Consider the following 16,870-nt stretch of genomic DNA (forward strand, 5'->3'; position numbering starts at 1 on the left):
TGTGGATTTAAAATTTATCGATCAGTTGTTGCATTGCACGGGCGCTGTCAAGCAGTCCGGGGCGGGCCTTCATGATGCTGTCGTAGGTCTTCCTGCCAGCTGGTGATCGGTAAAGGCTGTCCATCACCTTAGTGAAGCGCTTCACTTTTTTGATTTCCGATTTGTATACATCGTCAACCGCTTTTGGCTGGGCAACCTTAATAGGTGTCTTGATATTTCCGAAGCCGACCTGTGACGATGTGCCTAAAAGCACCATTGAATTATAGGCGATGCTGAAGCCAATAAAGAGGAAGAGGGATATGTATAAGGTCCTTTTCGAAAGCCCTGCGGTTTTCCTATTCATCCATTCTGCCCAGACCGTCTGCACACGGCCAAACAACACACTTAATCGTCGGAATGCTTTTACGGTAAGCTTTTCCTTCTGCGTTTCTTGTTTATGATTATCTGTTTTCATGATGTTCGAATTTGTTTATCTTCTGTTCTCTGTTTTCAGGTCGCGGTTCTCGATGGTGCTCCAACGTTCTATGAGAAAGCCATGAGGGTTGTTATCGCTACGCGAAACGTTCCGTAAAGCGCCCTCGGTAATCAGGCTTCGTTTGGTGACGGTCGTCGGTCTTACGATCTCCTGCGTGGCGTAGCAACGAAAGCGAAACGGATAATCAGCTGTACTGACCACTACGCTGTCCACGTTTATAGTCTGGTTGATATTTCCCGAGATCAGGTTGGAATAATAGCCCGTTTCACGGAGGTCGTCGTACTGGCGTTTGGCTGAACCATCTGCCAGATACAGTGCTTTGGTGATCGTCTGCTGTATCGCCTTGTCGTCCGGATCCAGCGTAAAGAAATACTTGTGGAACGTGCGTATATGGTCACGGGCTTCCACCGGCACATTATCCTTTCTGTCAGAGGCATAAGCATCCAGTACCTTTCCGTTAGCCAGGATATACACCTTTTCCTGCATAGAGGTGACTATGCTGTAGCTCTTGACGATGGCAACGCAGGTAATTATCAGACTACAAACAAGCATTAGGATGCAGAATATGCGCACCTGCCGGAATGCTTGGTCGATATTTTTTGCTTTTGTGAACATAACCTTACATGTTGTTTTTTATCATTTTTATTGGGCTGGTGGAAACCGTATTGAACATTCCAGTTGCCTTTGTCTGCAACGCGCCACCGCCGCCAGCCTGTACAATGTAGTTGGCAACGCTTGGCACGGTGAAATAGCCGATGATGCCTATGATCATGAATATCATGTACGCGGTATCTGTATGGTTGAAAAAGGAAGCATCACCAGTAGCATTGATTTCGACAATATCCATCTTCAGCATTTCCTGCTGTATCTTTCCGATGATAGCACCGAAGATATTGGCGACCGGTAACCATAGGAAAATATTGATGTAGCGGGCAAGCCACGCAGTCAGCGTGTGCTGGAACCCGTCAAAGACGGCAAGTCCGAAAATGAGCGGACCGAGTATCGACAGTACGATCAGCTGGAAAGTCCTGAGCGTATTGATGCAGAGTGCAGCACCTTCAAATATGATCTGAAGGATTTCACTTACTGCCTGACGTATGAGGTACTTGATGGCGTACATCGCCTTTTGCCCATTGAAAAGGAAGCTGTTGCCAAAACTTTCCAAGATGTTCTGATTTGATGGATCGGCACCATCGTGCGTATATCGATACCAGCGATCCTGGTCGCCAAGGCCGTCCGCTCCGATGTACATCTGCCATTGCTCACTTTGGTAGGTCGCTTCGGCACGTTTTTTAAGGAGTACTGCGACCGCTGCATTTGAATTATCGACCATTGCCGCAGTACCGGTCACGGTAGGCTTCATTACCGTATTGATCATTGCCAGCACTGATGGAAAGATCATGATGCAGAACCCTAATACAAAGGGACGGAACAAGGGAAAAAAATCAATGGGTTCCGCATTTGCAATATGCTTCCAGACTCTGTACGCTATGTACCAGGTTGCGGCAAAGCCCGCAATTGCCCTGGACACTCCGATCAGTTCACTGCATAGTGGCATCATTTCATCGTAGATGTTTTCAAGTACACGGTGGAAACTGGCAACGCCACTGTCAGAAGATTGTGCAAATGTTAAAATAGGTATGCACGTCAGCATAAGTAATACTGTTGTTTTCAATAGCTTTTTCATTTTCTTAGTATTTTATTCCATATAGTTTTTCCACTGATTTCACATCATTCCTTTCACGCTGGCGCTGTAGTGCCAGCGCTCCGGTAGAGTTATTGAAGGCTTTCAGGAAGTTCAGCTTTTCCTCCATGTCGGCGTAGATCCGATCAATTGCCTGCAACCGTTCGTCGTCCGACATCCGGGTCTTGCCGTTGGTGAGAATGGTGGTCAGTTCCTCCAGGTTGTTCAGGCTCTGGTTTAGGAGCTGGTTATACACCCTGCTCATATAGTCCAGTTCCTGAGGACCGAACATCTTGCTGGAGCTGAAACGGGCATAGGCTTTCCGGTTCTCCGCCACCAGTTGGTATTGGTATTTTATAATGGTCGCCACCCGGCTGTAGTTGCGTACGGTCGGGCTAACATTCAAAAGACCATCGAGGTAGCTCTTGTGCTGGCTGTAATCGCCCTTTGATATGTCTCTGATCTCGTTGTAGCCGTTATTGAGGATGTCGTAGGCATCCTTGAACTGCGTTAGGATGTTTTTCATCTGCTTTAACTTGGCAATATTGAGCGCCAGTTGTTTTGCTTCCTGGCTCTGCGCCATTGCACGGTTGCTCTGGCTGATGGCTACCATCGACCATACCATTATTGTAAATGCGATATTTTTCATGGCTATTCTTTTTTGTTGTTATCCAGCCCGTAGAGTTGTATTACCCTTTGGGTATCTTGTCTTTCCCTTTCACGGGCGCGTTTGATGTTTTCGATATTGTTGCAGAACTGGCGGGAAAACATATAGGCACTGACCATGCGGTCGTGCAGCAGGTCGATCCTTTCGATCCGCTGGTCATCGCTCATTTCCAGTTGGTTATTTGAGGTTACCGCATTCAGGTTCCGAATAATATCGTTGCAATCCTTTAGCACATTGTCGTACACTTTAAGGAAATAGGCAATTTCGCCCCGCTCATAAATTCCGCTATTAGTCGCTTTGGTGATGGTCGATGGGAAAAAGCGCTTGATTTCGTCGATTACGTCGCGGATGTACTGCGCCTTGTCGCCGTTTTTGATATTTACATTCACAGTAAATAGCGATTTAAAATATTCGCTGTACAGCACCGAGGTTCCGTTTTTGTATCTGCTGATATTGTCCAGGCCCTGCTCATCGATGCGGTTCTTTTCCTTTACGATGGTGGACTGAAGTTTGTATTTGGCGAGCTGTTCCATTTGGATTTTCAGCTCTTTGTTCTTTTGTGCGCTTGCCAAGCCAGCTAAAAGCAGGACAATCGCTGTAAATATGATCTTTTTCATAACGGTCAGTTTTTGTCAATTCCATATAATGCACGCACCTGATCTACGTCTTTTTGGCTCTTCGTTCTCGAAAGGCTCAACTGGATGTTGCCGGCGCTAAATCTTCGTAGATCGTCATAATTTCGTTGCACGTCTTCGGCAATGGCATTGGTGAGTTCCATCCTTTTGCCGTCGCTCATCTGGGTAGAGTAGGAAGTGGTAATGTTGCGGAGCTGTTTGACATTCTGCAATGTTCGGTTCAGTAGGTTGGTATACACCTTTTGCATGTATTGCAGTTCTTTTGCCGTGAAATTCTTGTCCTTTTTGATCAGCTCCCAAACCTTGCCGTACTCGGTGGTAATGCGCAACTGCATTTGAATAATATCTTTAACACGCTGATAGTCACGGATAGCATCTTTTACCTTTTTCAGTTCGTCGAAATACCGCTGGTACTGTTCTTTTTGTTTTTGCGCCCAATCGGTTATTTCGCTCAGCTTCTGCTTCGCCATCGCGTTTTCCAGTTTTTTCTGCGCATTTTGGAGGTCTAACACACGGTTCTGCTTCTTTTGTACAGCCAGGTCGGCAGCTTTTATAGCCTTGGTCAGCACCGCTTTGATCAGTCCGATGATACCTGCGTGTGCCTGCTGGGTGGGCAGGATGACAATCGCTACAAAAGCAAGTGCCATCGCTATTTTTCTTAGATACTTCATTGTATTTGATTTTATCGGTTACTACTTTTTGCTCCGGATGGCATCTGCCATCGCCATAATTCCCTTGCGGATGTCCCCGCCGAATTTTTCGGCATAGTACATTAGTTTTACTTTTTCGGTCTGCTCTGTGGTATAGGCCAGGTACTCTTCAACCGAAACTTCGGTTCGGTAAACTTTGGAAAGCATGCCGCCCAGACTGATAAAAACTTCCTTGTATTTTTTGGTCGGATCATTTGCCTTGTTGACCGAAAGCACCTGTGCCTTTTCCTTATCTGTCAGTCCCAAAAGTTCCTGTATCTGATCAAACTTGTTCTGGTATTTTGACTGGTCGAGCAGTATCTTGCAATCGCTGTTGTTGATGATAGCCTGTTTGACAACAGGGGAACTAATGATGTCTTCAATCTCCTGGGTTACGACTATGGCTTCACCAAAGAATTTACGGACGGTCTTGAATAGGTATTTAATGTACTCGGCAAATCCTTCGGTCATCAACGCTTTCCAAGCCTCTTCGATCAAGATCATTTTCCGGATACCTTTTAGTTTCCGCATTTTACTGATGAACACCTCCATTATAATGATGGTGACCACCGGAAACAGGATCTTGTGGTCCTTAATATTGTCCAATTCGAACACGATAAAACGTTCCTGCAGCAGGTTCAGGTTTTCAGTTGCATTGAGCAGATAGTCGAACTCGCCACCCTTATAATATGGGCGCAGTACATACAGGAAGTTGTTGACATCAAAATCGCGATCCTTTACATTTTCTGCTTCCAGAACCGGTACATATTTTTCCTTTAAAAACTCGTAGAAGGTATCGAAACAAGGGAAAAGCTTTTTGTTCTTTTCCAGCTCGTCGAAATACCCGGTGATGGCATTTGATAACGCCACGTATTCCGAACGCTTGAATTGCTCGTCATCTTTTTTCCAGAGGGCAAGCAGAAGGGTTTTAATACTTTCCTTTTTTTCGGTGTCAAGGTTATCACCTTCACTAATAAAGAAGGGATTAAAGCGGATGGGGTTTTCCTCGGAGTAAGTAAAGTAATACCCTTGGACCATATCACAAAGCCCCTTGTACGAGTGCCCAACATCTACAAGGACAATGTGCGTTCCCTGTTCGTAATAACTTCTCACCAAATGATTGGTAAAAAAAGATTTTCCTGATCCATTTTTGTCAGGGGATGCCGGGCTATTTAATTAAAAATAGCCCGGCATCCCCCGCTTGGGCCTAATATGAACTTGTTCCGATTTGTGCTAATGCCGTTTTCCATCGGTTCATCGGAAATATCCACGTGAACGGGTTTTCCGGTCAGCCTGTCACCAAGCCGGATGCCAAAAGGACTAATGGAAGTTCGATACCCAGTTTCCAAATTCAAAAAACAGGTTGCCTGTTCAGCAAACGTATCGAACGTATCGTTCATTGGGAAATCGGCACTGTTACCGGGAATGCCTGCCCAAAAGATTTGCGGCGCCCCCACGGTTTCCAACTTTGCAGATGCATCCATTTGAGCCAATGCCGATGAAACCATATTACGGAGTTCCTTCAGTTCGTCCTTTTCGTTCGTCCAAGCAAGCACATTATAATGTGCTTTCACTGGGAGCCTTTGCTGACTTATGGCTTCGTTGAGAAAATCATTAGTGGCATCGCGTGAAATGGTATTCTCACGGCTGTATGCCGACAGCGATTGCAACCGGAGCCTTTTGCTTTCCAGCTGTTTCAGTGTTTTTTGGGCATCATCTACAAATATGTACTGGCTGTAAACATGGTTGCAGGAAAGCAGTTGTCCCAAAGGACTTGCGAACCCCACTGAATATTTAGTACGATCGGTTGAATATTTGTCATACGTTATCTTACTTGAACATTGTGCGGGAAGGTCTTCGGCAGCACCCAAAGTGTAGAGCAGGCAATGCTTATCCCCAACTTGAAGCCCTTCGTCAAAGCAGATGTCACCGTAAACTAGATCCCCTTTTCGCTCGTTGAGACAGAGATATTTTTCGATCAGTCCTACCTGCGTCGGTTGGCTCATCAACTGTTCGGCATGCAATCGGGTAAGCGTAATAAACCCGCTATCTTCGAGGATGCGTTTGAACTGGCCCACGCTGTCCAGAAACTCCTGGAGCATTGTCGTGCTGATCGTTTCTTCAGGCACTATATTCCTGCGGATCAGGTTGGAAAACAGGGATGTTGCCGGTTTTCGTCCGTTGGGCGATTTGGTTAGCATGATATAGCAACTGTGATCTAAAAACGGGCGTTCGTTAAAAAAACGCTCGCTGCTCCGGGTCAGAAAACTGGTGTCTTCCTTGCTGAAATCTGCTTTATATTTTGTCTGTACGAACCAATCCTGTTTGTACAGCACACTATGTTTTGGTAATACTTTGATAGCCTTCACCCATGCATGGTGAAAGGCTTCGTATTCCTCATTTGATTGGGTGAACACTTCGGGCAGTTCAGCCTTGAATACTACCGTTATATCCCCTTTATTGCTTAATATGCAATCATGTTCTACGTCCATGATTGGAAATATTTCCTTCAACACTTTTTCCATCTTCACATTTCTTTTTTGGGCTAGGCCCGTTTTCCAAACACTATTTTATCTTCCCATTTTCTTTCCCTTTTTTCGGGATCGTTCCTGCGTATTGTTCTCGGCGCTAGAAAGTCGTTTTAGTCCTTTCGTCAATACCGCATTGAAGTTTATCTCATTTAAATTTTCGTCTGCTTCCGAAACTAATTTTGCGTCAAAACATGATTTTTGAGGTACTGTCGTTAGAATATCTTTTAGGTTTCCACTTATTCTGGCATAGCCAACGGGATCCATGATGTGAGGTGCAGGAAAAGATACCCATGCGCAGTTTTCGGGTATTTGACCCAAATCGTTAACATCTGCCAAAGTTCTTTTTTGAGGATCATAAGGAATGAGGCATTGGGTCTTATCTTCAGATAGGTATTCTCCCAAGTCTGCAAATTGAATTCCAGCGTTTTTCTTGAAATCATTGTGGGGCCTTAGCATGAACATCCTAAAATCAACATAAAAAATACGTCCCATAATTTCAAGGGTGGTGAGCCGGCCCTTATTTATCCTCTCATATAGTGCCTGCTCATTTTCTGTGAGAACTTGTCCTTTTTCTACCTTTCCCTTAAGTTCTGCCTCAAGTACAGTTTCAAAATCTTTTTCCATTTCAATTATTGTTATTGATGTTAAGGCGTTGAGAAATCTTACGGTTTTGAGTTAACCCCATTATTCTAACCATTTTATCTTCCCATTTGCCTTGAGCGTCTTGATGAATTTATCTGTGGCAGCTTTTGTTCCGCCTGGTTGATCTTTGCCAGCTTATCCAACCAATTGCTTTCACCTTTGAGTATGGTTGCCGTGAAATGGTTCTGCTGACCTTCCAGCGGCTCGAAATCTTCCCGTGCCCAGCCACCCATGACCGAATACTCCGTCGGAGCCATCCTGTCCAGATGGGGAAAGGCAACCAGGATCACATTTTCAGGAACCGCTGTAACGGTACGATAGTCCATCTTTACAAATTCGTGCTTCTTTGTATCGTAGGGAATTTCGCATCTGTCGGTTTTTTCCATAAAATGTGTCTTGAACACGCGGAACGGAATGCCCGTCGAATTTTCATCTCCTTTGGGCAAGATGCGCCTTCGTGCGAAGTCAATCAAAAAGGTATGCCCGTTAATGTCCAGCGTAACCTCTCTGTTTCCTTGTTTATTAGGTATTTCCATATTCGTTTCCATTTTTACAGCTTTTCCTGACTTCATTATTCAACTGTTTGGGGAGCGTTATTCGGTTTTATCTGTTCAAACCTTTGCATTTTTTCTTTACTACTAGTGGAGGTAGCCCTTCCGCTTTCCGGTTCATCTTTACGAACTCTTCGAGATAACTATCTTTTCCGTGAAGTACTTCTACTTTGAAATGGGATTTTTGAGGGATTTCCTTTAGGATATTTTCATAGAGTGTCCCGAAACTTCTCGCATATCCGACCCGATCCATTACCGACGGATATGGAATTACCACAACAAAAACACCTTCTGGTATCTCAAAGAAACAGTCGAGGTCAATTTCCGCGATACAACGCCTATTACTGTCGTATGGTATTTCATATCTGTTCATTTCATCATTGTGAAAGTCATCCAGATCGGCAAAACGAATACCCGAACTCATGAAATCTCCACTGGGTTCCAATTTTTGCAGATGGTAATTGACGTAGAAGATATGTCCGGCGATTTCTACTGTTGGATGCTTTGCACAATTTAAGCGCTGATATAAAGCCTGTTCGTCAATCGTAAGCTTTTGCTGTTGGTTGACCTTCGCCTGAAGTTCTCCTTTCAGCTTGATCTCAATATCTTTATACCACTTCTTCATGACCGTTTTCCTGTTTTAGTAATCGACTGAAATAATTTCCGATCGTTAATTTTGATCACGTTTGGCACCTGCTTACGGGCAAGTGCCTTCATCAGGCCGTATTCCCCGTATTTGTTGCTCATCGAGTACACTTTGGCAACTACCCCGCCACCAAGAACAGCCGCAATAAGTACACAAACGATGGAGGGAATACCAATGAAGTAGAGTAGGGAGAAGAGGATCAGCACGCCGACAAAACCAATACCCACGTACCAAATGTACTGCGCCTTTAGTCCTTTGAACTCAATACTTTTATTGATCCCTTTGTTGATCTGATAGTTTGAAGTTGCCATAATTTTGATTTATTTTACCGTCCAATTTTTCTTCTGCGGACGTACGTTTTCTTTTGATCCTGAAGGGGGGCTTTATTCTTTTGGTGTAGGGCTTTCCGCAAGCGGAATTCATTAATTACAATAGCAAGATCTTCCTTCATTTCAGGATACTGGTGTTCGATATGTTCTGCCAAAAGAGGTTTGGCCTTTATCATGTCGGAGAAATACTGGAATTTGGCTAGCATAAACTCCCCGGCAGGGATTTCGATCGGCATTTTTCTATTTTTGGCATGGTGAAAAAAAACACGTTCTTCTATGCCACTCGATAACGAACGGTTATTGATTTTGAAGTTCCGGTCTATCAGGATATTGTAATCTGTTTCACCCAGAAGCTCCTCTTTTTTAAACCCGTATCTTTTGGCAGTCCCCCCCAGATCCATCTCGATAAAATTTGGAATTTGGACATAGAGGAATTCGTCTAGTTCTTTTTCCATTTCAATTCTTGCATCGGCGATGAAATTTGGTGCAAGGCAATGTTTTTCCCTGTTGTATAAAAATGAATAGCCTTCCAGGCAATATCGCATATCGGCAGCACTGATAGTGTTAGAGGGATTTTCCTTGTCAATGATCTGAAAACCGTCAACATCCACCAACCAGGTTTTTCCTGCTATTTCTATTTCCGGGATTTCTGTCTGCGCTTTCATCGTTTTAATATTTGTCCTTTTGTGATCAGTTGATTGTTTGCTAATCCGAGCTTGCCATTGTTCCTGATGGGCTATCGGCCTAATTTTCTTCTGGTTCTATGTACATGCTGGTTGTCGCTCAGGTACCTGTTTTTCGCTGGGCCACTCCATGCGGAGGTAACCACCAGATCGTTTCTGATTTTGGGAACCGTGTTCTCGGCTCTATTGTCAATTGCACGAGGTCTGTCCGTTATCCCAGCGTAGATCTGTAGTTTGCGGAATAGAAAATCTTCCAGACGGATTTCAGTTGACATTTTTCCGGGAACAGCATTTTCCGAGAAAATTCCATCTTCTATCACCTGGGGCATCGCTCCCAGATCGATCTTCAGGTTTCGGTCTTCCAGGATCAGATAATCCAGATTGTTCCCGGCTTCCAATGCTTGATTGGTACACCCATAGCGCTGCGCCACACCAATGGCATCCATCACGGCGAAATTGGGTATCTGGATATAGAGCATTCCGCTTTTTATCTGTTCCCGACTGATTTCCACTTTATAGTCCGTCATGAAATCTGATATCAGGTTCCGGCTCGCCCTGTCGTATAAAAATGTGTACCCGTTTTCGGAATAGCGCATTTCTGCCGCTTTCATCTTGTTTTCGGGATTTTCCCTGTCAATAAGTTGAAAACCATTCACATCCACGATCCATCGCCGTCCGTCTATCTCTATTTCCGGGAGTTCTCTTTGCTTATCCATCATCCTATCTCTTAAATTTCATCTTTGTATTTTTCCGCATCTGCGCATACATTCTCTGTTGAGAATTATCAGGTTTCATTTTTATGACCTTTGTACTTTCTTCATGGTCAATCCCTTCCGCTATCGTCAGCATGGGTTCCCGTGTATCTTCTGGTGGTGGGGAGCTTCCAGCCGTAGCATCCTGTTTTACAGCGGCTATTTTCTGCATGATCTTTTTTTCGAGCACCTTCAGCTCCGCTTTCAGATCTTCCAGTTCTTTTTCCCTGGCGAAAGCCCTTTCGTTCAATGCTCTTACTTCCGAAATACTTTTCTCCAGTTCGGCGATCTTTTCCGAAGTGTTCTTTACCAGCGTACCGACCCGATCAATGGCGTTCAGGAAATGCCTGGCCGCAAGTTTTGGGTTGTCAATATTTGGCCATCCGTTGTTGTAGAGATATTTAATGCCGTCTTGACCACGTTTTGCGTAGAACCTGTTCTGGAAACCGTTTTTGTCGTCAAAATCGAGAGAATATGCCTGGATATACAGATCAAAGCCGTATAACGAACCTATCCGTTGTTCGAGGTTGTTCATGTCTTTCGGATGCCAATTGCGGAACAGATCGATAGTGTGCTTTCCAAGGGTTTCGCTATCACTACTTTTTATGCCGATCAGCTGTAAGGGATTTACTTTTATCCCATCCTTTCCGACCTGCAGAACCGAATGGTAATGGGCTTCGTCCTTTTGGAATTTTTCAAGCATCCTTTCCTGGCTGTCTTTTTCCCGTGCCATTCTCTCTACCTCCAAACGGTTATAGCTGACCTCCTTATAGTGGATTTTTTTTAGTGCTTCCAAAGCCGTAACCCTCTTTTCCAGTTTTGCCTTTTCCATCAGCGAGGTGTCTCCAGACAGGATCGCAAGGTATTCGGCAAAGTTCATTCCTCCATTCTCATCGATTGCTCCTTCGTCAATGCTTCGTACCTGAAGCTGGTTATTCTTCATCTGGCTGATGAAAAACTGTTTGTTTTTCAAGAGATTAAACTTATAGGCGTCTAGCGACCGTTCCGTGGCATATATGTAATTCAGTACATTATTGTCCCGAAATTGCTTTGCCACCCAGTTTCCCTGTCTTGCCCCGCGACCGGTACGCTGCTCGAATTCCGAAGGTTTCCACGGAATATCCAGATGGTGTATCGCTACTATCCTTTGCTGGGAGTTGTTGCCCGTTCCCAGTTTTTCGGTGCTTCCCAACAGTACCCTAATATCACCGTCATTGACCTTTTTGAATAGTTCCGACTTTTGTTTTCGGCTGTAACTATGCACAAAGGCAACTTCATTTTCGGAAATTCCAAAATCGTTGACCAGTTTATCCGTTAGCGCCTGGTAGATGTTAAACCCGTCTGTTCCGGGAGTTCCCATGTCACAGAACACCAACTGGGTACCTTTGTAGCTTTCCGTTTCGCGGTGTATCTGGGCAATATTCCTCGCACAGACATTGATCTTGTTGTCCGGATGGTCGCCGTATAGGTTTTCATTGATCAGCCGCATATCCACGGCCAGTTTTTTCGCGTAATTGGTGGCGATCAGCATACGTGCCTTATCCTCTTTGGACGTAAGTGGTTGCCTGCCCAGAAAAGTTGCATCACCGGTCTTGGCAAAGTGCATCAGCTTTTCGATAAACTCCTGTTGGATTAGAGAAGGAGCGATATTGATCAGCCTTTCATCCACCTGGGGCTTATCGAGCTTGATGTGGTCAGCTGTCTTGTAGTCGGCAATTTCATTATAGAACATGGCCAGCTCCGGAAGCTTGATGAAAAAGCGGAACCGCTCTTTTACAACAATCTCATTGGCTACATTGAACTCGAAGTCGCTGACCTTTTTGGCATGTACGGCTGCCCAGGCATCGAAGCTTTCAATGTTTAAGCGCTCCAGTTCACGTGGACGCAGGAATTTGAAGATCAGGTACAGTTCTGTCAGGCTGTTGGAGATTGGTGTACCGGACAAAAAGGTTACGCAGAGGTCAGCATCGAATTTATCCTGTAGGGTACGCACTGCAAAGAGCATGTTCAGTGCCCGCTGGCTCCCGTTCACATTGCCAAGTCCCGCAACCTGGGTATGCCTTGTGGTAAAGGTGAGATTTTTGAACTTATGGCTTTCGTCCACAAACAGGTGGTCAATGCCGATCTCCTGAAAATTGATGCCCTCGTCCTTTTTGGCATCCATCCGGTCTTTGACATTCTTCAGCTTTACGTCCAGGTTGTTCTTCTTTACTTCCAGACCAGTGCGGGCTTTTTTTGCAATCTCTCCGCCAATGTCTTCCATTGTTTTAAGGTCGCGTTCCACGTTTTCCAGCTCCTGGACAAATATCTGCTGCTGGATTTCGTTTGACTGCTCTATCTTTTCGAACTGTTCGTGCGTCATGATCACACAGTCCCAGTTGTTGTTCTTCATTTCATGGAGCAGGCGCTGGCGGTTCCGGGGCGTAAAATCATTTTCGCCCGGTGCCAGCAACCTTGCTTTTGGATAGGCCAAACGGTAGGCATCGGCAATCTGCCCAACATTTGATTGTAGCGCAAGTATCGCAGGCTTATGGATCAGTCCCAGCCGTTTCATTTCATGGGAGGACACGATCATGGTAAGGGTTTTGCCCAATCCCACTTCATGGTCGATCAATGCCCCACGGTTTTGTACGATCCGCCAGATGGCATTTTTTTGTGAGCTGTACAGGTCGGTAATACCGAGTGCTTTGAGGTCAAGTCCCGGAAAAGTCAGATGGCTTCCATCGTATTCCCGCAGACAGTAGCAGTTATAGGTCTCGTTGTAAAGATCTTCCAGCTCCTGCTTCTTTTCGGCAGGGAGTTCCGAAAGCCATTCCAAGAAATTGCTACGGATTTGTTCGATCTTTTCATGTGCCAGCTGTATCGCCTCGTTATCTGGTTTGCGGACGGTCTTTCCGTGCGAAAGTATGACTTCATAGGTAAAATAGGGAGTGGTATTTTCCAGGGCATATTCCAGTAGGGTATAGCCGTAGGTTTTACGTCCCGATTTGGTCGTTACCGCATACTCGGTATTGACCTTGGTGCCACCCTTTGTGCTTACCTTAAAACTGTCCACAGAGGGGAAGTATGCCACTTCTGATTTGCTATCGAACAGTTTGGTAGCAAAATCCTGGTAGAGACCAGAAGGTATCCAGCGCTCACCAAGGTTGAATTCAAGTAGTTCGAACGGTATCTTTTCGGGCTGTGACCGTTCCAGGGCAGCTACACTGCGCTGGTACTGTTGATTGCCGGGTTCATGTTCCAAGGCTTTACGTCCCAATTGTAATTTTCGCACCACATTACCGCTCAGGTAATGGTCGGCTGTTTCCCATATATTGCCTACCGGGTTCAGGTAGATATGATCGCCCAATAGGGAAATTGTCTCTTCGGTAGTGCGCTGCAACGAACTGCTGATCATATCAAGATCAACCCGGCCTACCTCGTTCAGGGCGTACGCCAGTGCGTGTGCAGGCTGATCCGTTATAAACCTTTCCTGTTTTTTGACGATGGATGTGGTAAGGATGTCCGCCTTTACATACTGGTTGCCCTCCCTGCGTTCCAATGAAGAAAGGACGATCAGCCCACAGCCTGCATCTTCCATAATGCGTACCCGGTTCCGTTGGCTGTTCAACGCTCCGTGCATCGCAACGAAGTTTTCGTATTGTTCGTTGAGTGCATCACGTTGTCCCTGCGGAATGGGTTTCCCGTCCAATTCCATTGCAGAGAGTTCCATGTAGGCATCACGTAGCTGGCAGTATTGGGTATTGAATGCCAAGTTGGACTGTGAACCAAGCTGCTTGAATTCGGCCCTGCCAAATTCCAAATCGAGCTTTACCAGTTGCCCGACTTCTCCGTTGACCACTACCAGCGTACCTTCACGGTAGTAAGGTTTGATGATATGGGTGCCGATAACGGGCGTTTTCTGCAGCGCAAAGGCATCGGCCAGTAACTGGTCTCCCTCATAGCTGTATGTGTGGTCGAACTGGTGCAGTTTGGTAGTGGCCTGCTCCAATATGGCCCGTATGTCGCCTGCCTTGTGCCACCGCTCGCTCACGGTGATTTCACTTACATTGGAATATAGCTTGTACACGTACTGGTTGCCCTTTTGCTGTTTGGCGGTAATCAGTACCAGTGTCTCGTGCGTAGGATTATCAGTTGTACGGATGGTGCTCACCATACGGGCGGTTTCCCTCCGTACCGTTTCCTGGTCATTGTCACTGATATAGACCTTTGCACGGTTCAATGCCTCAACAGGAGCAATATCGAATAGTCCCAATTGTACACTGGCATCCAAAACCATACTTTCCGGCATGGGCAGGTAGGTAAGCCTCTTGGTGGGAACTTCCGTTTTTTCTTCTGCTGTCGTTGGTTGTACGAGCTGTTTTGGAAATCTCGATTTGATAAAGAACCGATCGAGATCGGCCGTTAAGATTGCACTAAATCTTTTACCTATATCATGAATATCTCCTTTTTGTAGTACTTCCTGGTGGGGCTGCCCATATTGGTTCCTGCCCTCCGAGATGGTATCTGCACAATAATTTTCGGGATGGTTTACAATATAACTGTTCAGGTAGTAAATACCGAACTCGTTATGTTGTTTTTCGCACTCCAGCAGCTGGTGTTCGGCTTCAGTCAGTCCGTCCTTGCCGTCCCGCTTCTGTACGATCAGCAGATGGTTCGGGGCCTGTGTACCACCGGTTTCACTCATCAGGTTATCGGGCATTACCGCAAGGCTCAGAAAATCGGCCCGTTCAAAGAGGTATTTCCTAACTTCCATGTTCGAAGGGCTGTTCAGAAAACCATCAGTAGTGATAAAGGCCATAATCCCGCCATCGGCCAGTTTGTCCAGTCCTTTGGCAAAGAAGTAATTGTGTATTTTTCCTGTAATATCAGTAGATCGAAATTCCTTGTCATGGACGCCAAAGTTTCCGAAAGGAATATTGCTCACTACCAGATCATAGGTTCCATTGTCATCAACAGGTGTTTCTTCAAATCCACAGATATGTGTTTTGATATCTTTTTCCAATGTAGAATTGATAGCAGATAGGATCAATCCTGTTAGCTGATCCTTCTCAACTGCCACCACCTGCTGCAGATAAGGCAGTGCTTTTACCGCTTCGGTAATAAATATTCCGGCTCCTGCCGATGGCTCGTACATGCGCAGGGGCTTGATACCTGTTTTATTGAGTACCGAATACAGCGTAGACGGAACAAAGCCAGGCGTATAAAAGGAAGTAAGCACACTGTTGCGCAGGGAGCTGATGATCTGGTCATATTCCTTTTGCTGGAAATTATGGTGTAAGAGTTCGTGCAGGCGCATGATGTCCCCATGTAGGCGAATGTCGGCAGAGGAGACCTTGTCCGCCAGCCACTTTTCAACTGGGCCTATAGGATATAGTACTGCCTTAATGCCCCCAAATCCCGAATAGGATTTAAGGGCAGCAACGTCCGCAGTTGTCATTGACTGTCCCTGACGCCATTTGAGTGCGACCTCTATTGCGGCAATATTAGCCCTAAGCTTATGTAAACTGTTGTAAGCCATTCTTCCACACTTTTCATTCTCACTTTCGCTTAATTCAGATATTCGTTGATTTCGCCCATGATAGCGTAGCGGAGCGCACGCTGTACGCCGCTCTGTTCGTCAAAGCCAAACTTTTCGAAGATTGCCCCGCAATTGTCAAGCATGTTCAGCACCTCGTAGGTAAGCAGTTTGCTCTGCACCAATGCATCGTAGGCAATAGGGAATTCCTCTTCTAAAATGCGTTTGACGAAAAGGAACTTAGATGGTCCAAGTTCTTCGATGAGCTGTTGTAGGCATATTTCCTGAACGGTAACAGGTGCTACGCCCTGATCTAAAAGACCATTAGCTTCGGGCAGCACTCCAGCTACTTTCTGCTCCAGATATTCGGTTACCTGATATTTCTCTTGCAGTTCGAACATTAGTTCCGGATTGTGGCTGGCGATATAGCCCCACAACCGTTCTTTCAATACCGTTTCCATAACATTATGCTTTAGGTTATACACCAAAAAATGCCTGAATTACTGTCGTCACGATCACTAGGAACACACAGCTTCCAAACCATGCGGCGGCCACTTTTCCGGTATCTGGATCCCCGTTGTTCCACTTCTGATAGACCTTTACAGCGCCGATCAGCCCTAATAGTGCGCCCACGGCGTACATCAAGTTGGTTCCGGCGCCGAAATAGCTTCTCACTTCCTGGTTTGCCTGGTTAATTCCGGCAAGACCATCTTGTCCGTAAACCTGTTGTGCCAATAGTGTCAACAACACTGCTGAGGCAATTATTTTTTCGAAATTGCCCCCACGATTTCCTCTACACGTTTTCATATTGACTGAATAATTAGTTGAAAAAAAGAATGCGGAACGTTTTTCGCCGACACAAAGCCCCACCTCACATCTTCCATTACACTGGCTTGTTCGGGGATCCTCGCTCCGCAATACTGTTATTTTGCTTATCGTATTTTCACCAGGCTATCGATCATGCCTGGCAATGGTGGTTTTTCTTTTAGAAAAGCGGAGCGGCTTCGCCGAAACTCCGTCCCCAATTCACTTATTCCATCCCACTGGACAGTTCGGGGAAGCGCACTC

General features: G+C 45.6%; 15 protein-coding genes and 1 pseudogene. All 16 read right to left on the reverse strand.

Going from position 1 to position 16,870, the window contains the following annotated elements; genetic code table 11:
• Window positions 1-7 precede the first annotated feature (7 nt).
• Window positions 8-454, reverse strand: coding sequence for a hypothetical protein (locus ABDV94_RS15695; RefSeq protein WP_343748155.1), 447 nt, complete (start codon window positions 452-454; stop codon window positions 8-10).
• Window positions 455-469: 15 nt separating this feature from the next.
• Window positions 470-1,090, reverse strand: a complete 621-nt coding sequence (gene traK, locus ABDV94_RS15700) for a conjugative transposon protein TraK (protein WP_343748156.1) — start codon at window positions 1,088-1,090, stop codon at window positions 470-472.
• Window positions 1,091-1,094: 4 nt separating this feature from the next.
• Window positions 1,095-2,162 carry a conjugative transposon protein TraJ gene (traJ, locus tag ABDV94_RS15705; protein ID WP_343748157.1) on the reverse strand — a complete coding sequence of 356 codons (1,068 nt, stop codon included), beginning with the start codon at window positions 2,160-2,162 and terminating at the stop codon, window positions 1,095-1,097.
• Window positions 2,163-2,166: 4 nt separating this feature from the next.
• Window positions 2,167-2,685 (reverse strand): TerB family tellurite resistance protein, encoded by a 519-nt coding sequence (locus ABDV94_RS15710; RefSeq protein WP_343748158.1) that lies wholly within the window; start codon window positions 2,683-2,685, stop codon window positions 2,167-2,169.
• Between the two features lie 125 nt (window positions 2,686-2,810).
• A complete protein-coding gene (locus ABDV94_RS15715; protein ID WP_343748159.1) occupies window positions 2,811-3,443 on the reverse strand; it encodes a hypothetical protein in 633 nt (210 codons plus the stop codon).
• A 5-nt stretch (window positions 3,444-3,448) separates the two neighbouring features.
• Window positions 3,449-4,132, reverse strand: a complete 684-nt coding sequence (locus ABDV94_RS15720) for a conjugal transfer protein TraI (protein WP_343748160.1) — start codon at window positions 4,130-4,132, stop codon at window positions 3,449-3,451.
• 21 nt (window positions 4,133-4,153) lie between these two features.
• Window positions 4,154-6,675, reverse strand: a pseudogene (locus ABDV94_RS15725) (TraG family conjugative transposon ATPase).
• A gap of 45 nt (window positions 6,676-6,720) precedes the next feature.
• On the reverse strand, window positions 6,721-7,305 hold the full coding sequence (locus ABDV94_RS15730) for a hypothetical protein (RefSeq protein WP_343748161.1): 585 nt from the start codon (window positions 7,303-7,305) through the stop codon (window positions 6,721-6,723).
• A 74-nt stretch (window positions 7,306-7,379) separates the two neighbouring features.
• A complete protein-coding gene (locus ABDV94_RS15735; RefSeq protein ID WP_343748162.1) occupies window positions 7,380-7,895 on the reverse strand; it encodes a hypothetical protein in 516 nt (171 codons plus the stop codon).
• 31 nt (window positions 7,896-7,926) lie between these two features.
• Window positions 7,927-8,499, reverse strand: coding sequence for a hypothetical protein (locus ABDV94_RS15740; RefSeq protein ID WP_343748163.1), 573 nt, complete (start codon window positions 8,497-8,499; stop codon window positions 7,927-7,929).
• Window positions 8,496-8,831, reverse strand: coding sequence for a DUF4133 domain-containing protein (locus ABDV94_RS15745; protein ID WP_343748164.1), 336 nt, complete (start codon window positions 8,829-8,831; stop codon window positions 8,496-8,498). Before ABDV94_RS15745 ends, ABDV94_RS15740 begins: the two co-directional genes overlap by 4 nt.
• A gap of 14 nt (window positions 8,832-8,845) precedes the next feature.
• Window positions 8,846-9,514: a hypothetical protein gene (locus ABDV94_RS15750; protein ID WP_343748165.1), complete on the reverse strand. Its 669-nt coding sequence runs from the start codon at window positions 9,512-9,514 to the stop codon at window positions 8,846-8,848.
• 71 nt (window positions 9,515-9,585) lie between these two features.
• Window positions 9,586-10,248, reverse strand: coding sequence for a hypothetical protein (locus tag ABDV94_RS15755; RefSeq protein WP_343748166.1), 663 nt, complete (start codon window positions 10,246-10,248; stop codon window positions 9,586-9,588).
• A gap of 4 nt (window positions 10,249-10,252) precedes the next feature.
• The gene (locus ABDV94_RS15760) at window positions 10,253-15,805 is read right to left on the reverse strand and encodes a helicase-related protein (protein ID WP_343748167.1); all 5,553 of its coding nucleotides are present in this window, start codon (window positions 15,803-15,805) and stop codon (window positions 10,253-10,255) included.
• Between the two features lie 29 nt (window positions 15,806-15,834).
• Window positions 15,835-16,263, reverse strand: coding sequence for a hypothetical protein (locus tag ABDV94_RS15765; RefSeq protein WP_343748168.1), 429 nt, complete (start codon window positions 16,261-16,263; stop codon window positions 15,835-15,837).
• A 16-nt stretch (window positions 16,264-16,279) separates the two neighbouring features.
• Window positions 16,280-16,609, reverse strand: coding sequence for a DUF4134 domain-containing protein (locus tag ABDV94_RS15770; RefSeq protein WP_343748169.1), 330 nt, complete (start codon window positions 16,607-16,609; stop codon window positions 16,280-16,282).
• Window positions 16,610-16,870: the final 261 nt, after the last annotated feature.

It is taken from the genome of Fluviicola sp. (genome assembly GCF_039596355.1).
Lineage (GTDB): Bacteria > Bacteroidota > Bacteroidia > Flavobacteriales_D > Crocinitomicaceae > Fluviicola.

Excerpts from the sequence above, each read along its gene's own strand:
- ABDV94_RS15730 (WP_343748161.1), bottom strand. The coding sequence starts at position 7,305 with ATGGAAAAAGATTTTGAAACTGTACTTGAGGCAGAACTTAAGGGAAAG.
- ABDV94_RS15770 (WP_343748169.1), bottom strand. The coding sequence starts at position 16,609 with ATGAAAACGTGTAGAGGAAATCGTGGGGGCAATTTCGAAAAAATAATT.
- ABDV94_RS15745 (WP_343748164.1), bottom strand. The coding sequence starts at position 8,831 with ATGGCAACTTCAAACTATCAGATCAACAAAGGGATCAATAAAAGTATT.
- ABDV94_RS15765 (WP_343748168.1), bottom strand. The coding sequence starts at position 16,263 with ATGGAAACGGTATTGAAAGAACGGTTGTGGGGCTATATCGCCAGCCAC.
- ABDV94_RS15720 (WP_343748160.1), bottom strand. The coding sequence starts at position 4,132 with ATGAAGTATCTAAGAAAAATAGCGATGGCACTTGCTTTTGTAGCGATT.
- ABDV94_RS15710 (WP_343748158.1), bottom strand. The coding sequence starts at position 2,685 with ATGAAAAACATCCTAACGCAGTTCAAGGATGCCTACGACATCCTCAAT.
- traJ (WP_343748157.1), bottom strand. The coding sequence starts at position 2,162 with ATGAAAAAGCTATTGAAAACAACAGTATTACTTATGCTGACGTGCATA.
- ABDV94_RS15755 (WP_343748166.1), bottom strand. The coding sequence starts at position 10,248 with ATGGATAAGCAAAGAGAACTCCCGGAAATAGAGATAGACGGACGGCGA.
- ABDV94_RS15715 (WP_343748159.1), bottom strand. The coding sequence starts at position 3,443 with ATGAAAAAGATCATATTTACAGCGATTGTCCTGCTTTTAGCTGGCTTG.
- ABDV94_RS15760 (WP_343748167.1), bottom strand. The coding sequence starts at position 15,805 with ATGGCTTACAACAGTTTACATAAGCTTAGGGCTAATATTGCCGCAATA.
- ABDV94_RS15750 (WP_343748165.1), bottom strand. The coding sequence starts at position 9,514 with ATGAAAGCGCAGACAGAAATCCCGGAAATAGAAATAGCAGGAAAAACC.
- ABDV94_RS15740 (WP_343748163.1), bottom strand. The coding sequence starts at position 8,499 with ATGAAGAAGTGGTATAAAGATATTGAGATCAAGCTGAAAGGAGAACTT.
- traK (WP_343748156.1), bottom strand. The coding sequence starts at position 1,090 with ATGTTCACAAAAGCAAAAAATATCGACCAAGCATTCCGGCAGGTGCGC.
- ABDV94_RS15695 (WP_343748155.1), bottom strand. The coding sequence starts at position 454 with ATGAAAACAGATAATCATAAACAAGAAACGCAGAAGGAAAAGCTTACC.
- ABDV94_RS15735 (WP_343748162.1), bottom strand. The coding sequence starts at position 7,895 with ATGAAGTCAGGAAAAGCTGTAAAAATGGAAACGAATATGGAAATACCT.